The organism is Micromonospora sp. 4G55, assembly GCF_016803375.1.
This window is the reverse complement of record NZ_JAEVHN010000664.1, coordinates 1-3,336: the sequence shown is the minus strand read 5'-3', so window position 1 is coordinate 3,336 and position 3,336 is coordinate 1. Positions and strand designations below refer to the sequence as shown.

At 73.1% G+C, this 3,336-nt stretch carries 4 protein-coding genes; all 4 read right to left on the bottom strand.

All coding sequences use genetic code 11. From position 1 onward, the window contains the following. A partial coding sequence (locus JNW89_RS31940; RefSeq protein ID WP_238451890.1) for an MFS transporter occupies nt 1–1,053 on the bottom strand: 1,053 nt, incomplete at its 3' end. Then, on the bottom strand, nt 1,054–1,446 hold the full coding sequence (locus JNW89_RS31935; protein WP_238451889.1) for a universal stress protein: 393 nt from the start codon (nt 1,444–1,446) through the stop codon (nt 1,054–1,056). After that, nucleotides 1,443–2,948, bottom strand: coding sequence for a tripartite tricarboxylate transporter permease (locus tag JNW89_RS31930; RefSeq protein ID WP_238451888.1), 1,506 nt, complete (start codon nt 2,946–2,948; stop codon nt 1,443–1,445). The genes JNW89_RS31935 and JNW89_RS31930 overlap by 4 nt, the downstream gene beginning before the upstream one ends. Beyond that, nucleotides 2,948–3,336, bottom strand: a 389-nt coding sequence (locus JNW89_RS31925) for a tripartite tricarboxylate transporter TctB family protein (protein WP_238451887.1), incomplete at its 5' end; no start/stop codon positions are given. The genes JNW89_RS31930 and JNW89_RS31925, both read right to left, overlap by 1 nt.

Below are 3,336 nucleotides of genomic sequence, written 5' to 3'. Positions count from 1 at the left end.
CTGGCCGAGCCGGTTGCCGGTGAGGCGCAGGGACATCGCCCGGCCGCGCAACCCGGGCGGGGCGGACTCGGCCAGGAACGACATGGTCAGCGGTTGCCCGGCACCCAGGCCCAGCCCGGAGACCGTGACCACCACCGCCATCGCCCAGAGCGGCAGGGGCGGCAGCAGCAGCCCGACACCGGCGGCGGAGAGGGCGACGGTGCCGACCAGCAGCCGGCGCCGGCCGACGGCGGCGACCAGCCGGCCCAGCAGCAGCCGCGAGGCCATCGACGCGACCGCCCGCAACCCCAGCAGTACGCCGATCGAGCCGGCGGCGATACCCCGCTCGGCACCGAGGGCGGGCAGGTAGACCAGGGTGATGTCGACCGCCGCCAGGACGACGCAGCTGACCGCGAGGGCGCGCACCAGTCCGGGCTGGCGGAGCAGGCCGGCCAGTCCACCGGCGGCCGGCCCGGTCGCCTGCCGGTGGTGCCCGGACGGGCGGAGGAAGGCGGCGGTGACCAGCAGTGGCAGGGTGAGCGCGGTGGCGCCGAGGAAGATCGCCCCGGTGTCCGGGATCGGGCGGTCCCCGCCGAAGACCACGATCAGGCCGGGTCCCAACGCCTGGCCCAGCGAGGCGGCGAAGGTGTAGTAGCCGAAGGCCGCGTCGTACCGGTCCGCCGGGGTGCGGTTGGCGACCAGCGCCTGCTGGCCCACCACCGCGCAGAGGTGGCCGGTGCCGAGCACCATGCTGGCCACGACCAGGCCGGCGACCGAGTCGGCGAAGAGCACGAAGCAGGCGCCGGCGGCGGCGAGCAGGCCCGACCCGGCCAGCACGATGCGGCGTTCGCCGAACCGGTCGACCGCGTGGCCGGAGGGGACCGCCAGCAGCAGCGGCACGACGGCGAAGCTGGCCCCGAGCACGCCGAGCCAGGCCGCCGGCACGTCGAGGTCCAGCGCCCGGTACGCCGACGCCGGGCGCAGCATGAAGGTGGCCGCCTGCACCACGATGGTGTGGGTGAGCAGCAGGCCGGTCTGGCCGCGCCCGGGGACCCCGGAGCCCCCGGGCGCCACTCAGTCGGCCTTCACGGCGAGCACCGGGCAGGGCACCCGGAGCAGGATCTCCTGCGCGGTCGACCCCATGATCAGCTTGCCCACCGGGGTGCGGTGCCGGATGCCGATCACCACCAGCGAGATCTCCTCCGCCTCGGCGATCTCGGCGATCTCCTCGGCCGCGTCCCGGCCCCGCATCAGCTGCCGGACGGTGTGCGGTACCCCGTCGGCGGTCAGCTCGCGGACCACCCGGGCCAGGTCGCTCTCCTGGGCGAAGCGCGGGTCGACGTAGGCGTCACCGCGCGAGGTGTTCACCACCAGCACCGGCTCGTCGCGGAACCGGGCCTGCTCCACGGCGGCCCGCAGCGCCGCCTCACCCAGGGCCGAGGGGACGTACCCCACCAGCACGGTCATCGGGTCACCAGCCTTTCCCGAACTCCTCGGACGACGAAGCGGCCGAGCACCGGCCAGAGCAGCACCACCAGCACCACGGCGTAGATCGTCCAGGAGACCCAGCCGCCGAGCAGGCCGTGCAGCTCGCCGCCGGAGAGCTGCAACGCCCGCCGGCCCTGAAGCTCGGCGCGCGGGCCGAGGATCACCCCGACGATCAGCGGCAGGATCGGCAGCCCGAAGCGCCGCATGCCGAACCCGAGCAGGCCGAGGGTGAGCAGCAGGAACAGGTCGAACGGCGAGGCGTTGACCGCGTACGCGCCCATCGAGGCGAAGAAGAGGATCCCGGCGTAGAGGTACGGGCGGGGAATCCGCAGCAGCCGCGCCCAGGCGGGCGCGAGCGGCAGGTTCAGCACCAGCAGCAGCAGGTTGCCCACGAAGAGGCTGGCGATCAGCGTCCAGACCAGACCGGACTCCCGCTCGAAGAGCAGCGGGCCGGGCTGGATGCCGTACTGCTGGAAGGCGGCCAGCATCACCGCGGCGGTGGCGTTGGTGGGCAGGCCGATGGCCAGCATCGGCACCAGCGTGCCGGCGGCGGAGGCGTTGTTGGCCGCCTCCGGACCCGCGACGCCCTCGATCGCGCCCCGGCCGAACTCCTCCGGGTGCTTCGTCAGCTTCTTCTCGGTGGCGTACGACAGGAACGTCGGGATCTCCGCGCCGCCCGCCGGCAGCGCCCCGAACGGGAACCCGTACGCGGTGCCGCGCAGCCAGGGCTTCCAGGACCGCTTCCAGTCCTCCCGCCCCATCCACGGTCGGCCGACCGGGATCACCTCGGCGGCGCGGCGGCGCAGGTGCGCCGCGATCCAGAGCGCCTCGCCGACGGCGAAGATGCCGACCGCCACCACGACCACGTCGATGCCGTCGGCGAGTTGCGGGATGCCCAGGGTGAGCCGCTGCTGGCCGCTCACCGCGTCGATCCCGATCGTGCCGATGACCAGGCCGAGCAGCAGCGAGGCGAAGCCGCGGACCCGGGACGCCCCGAGCACCGCGGTGACCGCCACGAACGACAGCAGCATCAGCGCGAAGTAGTCCGGCGCGCCGAGGCTGATCGCGAACTGCACCACCGGCGGGGTCACCACCACCAGCAGCAGGGTGGCGATGGTGCCGGCGACGAACGAGCCGATCGCGGCGGTGGCCAGCGCCTGCGCGGCGCGTCCCGCCTTCGCCATCTTGTTGCCCTCGATCGCGGTCACCACCGACGACGACTCGCCGGGGGTGTTCAGCAGGATCGAGGTGGTCGAGCCGCCGTACATGCCGCCGTAGAAGATGCCGGCGAACATGATGAACGCCTGGGTGGGCTCCATCCCGTAGGTGACCGGCAGCAACAGCGCCACCGTCATCGCCGGGCCGATGCCGGGCAGCACGCCCACGGCGGTGCCGATGGTCACCCCGAGCAGCGCGATCAGCAGGTTCATCGGGGTCACCACGTTGGCGAACCCGTCGAGCAGGTTTCCGAGGTTGTCCATCACAGGATCCCTTGCAGCACGCCCGCGGGCAGGTTCACGCCGAGCCCGATGGCGAACGTGTAGAAGGTGATCAACGACAGCGCGACGGCGATCAGCAGATTGCGCACGTGGTGCCGGTTGCCCAGCGCGAAGGCCGAGCCCCAGAAGAGCAACGTCCCGCTGATCACCCAACCGAGCCGGTCGATGAGCACCGCGTTGACCAGGAACGCGCCGATGAGGAGCAGCACCGTCCGCCAGTCGATCGGGGTGGTCAGGTCGACGTCCTCGCCGGCCTCCGGCTCACCGCTGCCGCCGCGGGCGACGTCCACCGCGTAGATCGCGGCGACGATCAGCAGCAGCACACCGAGCAGGATCGGCACGGGCTTCGGGCCGATCGGGTCGGCGGTGC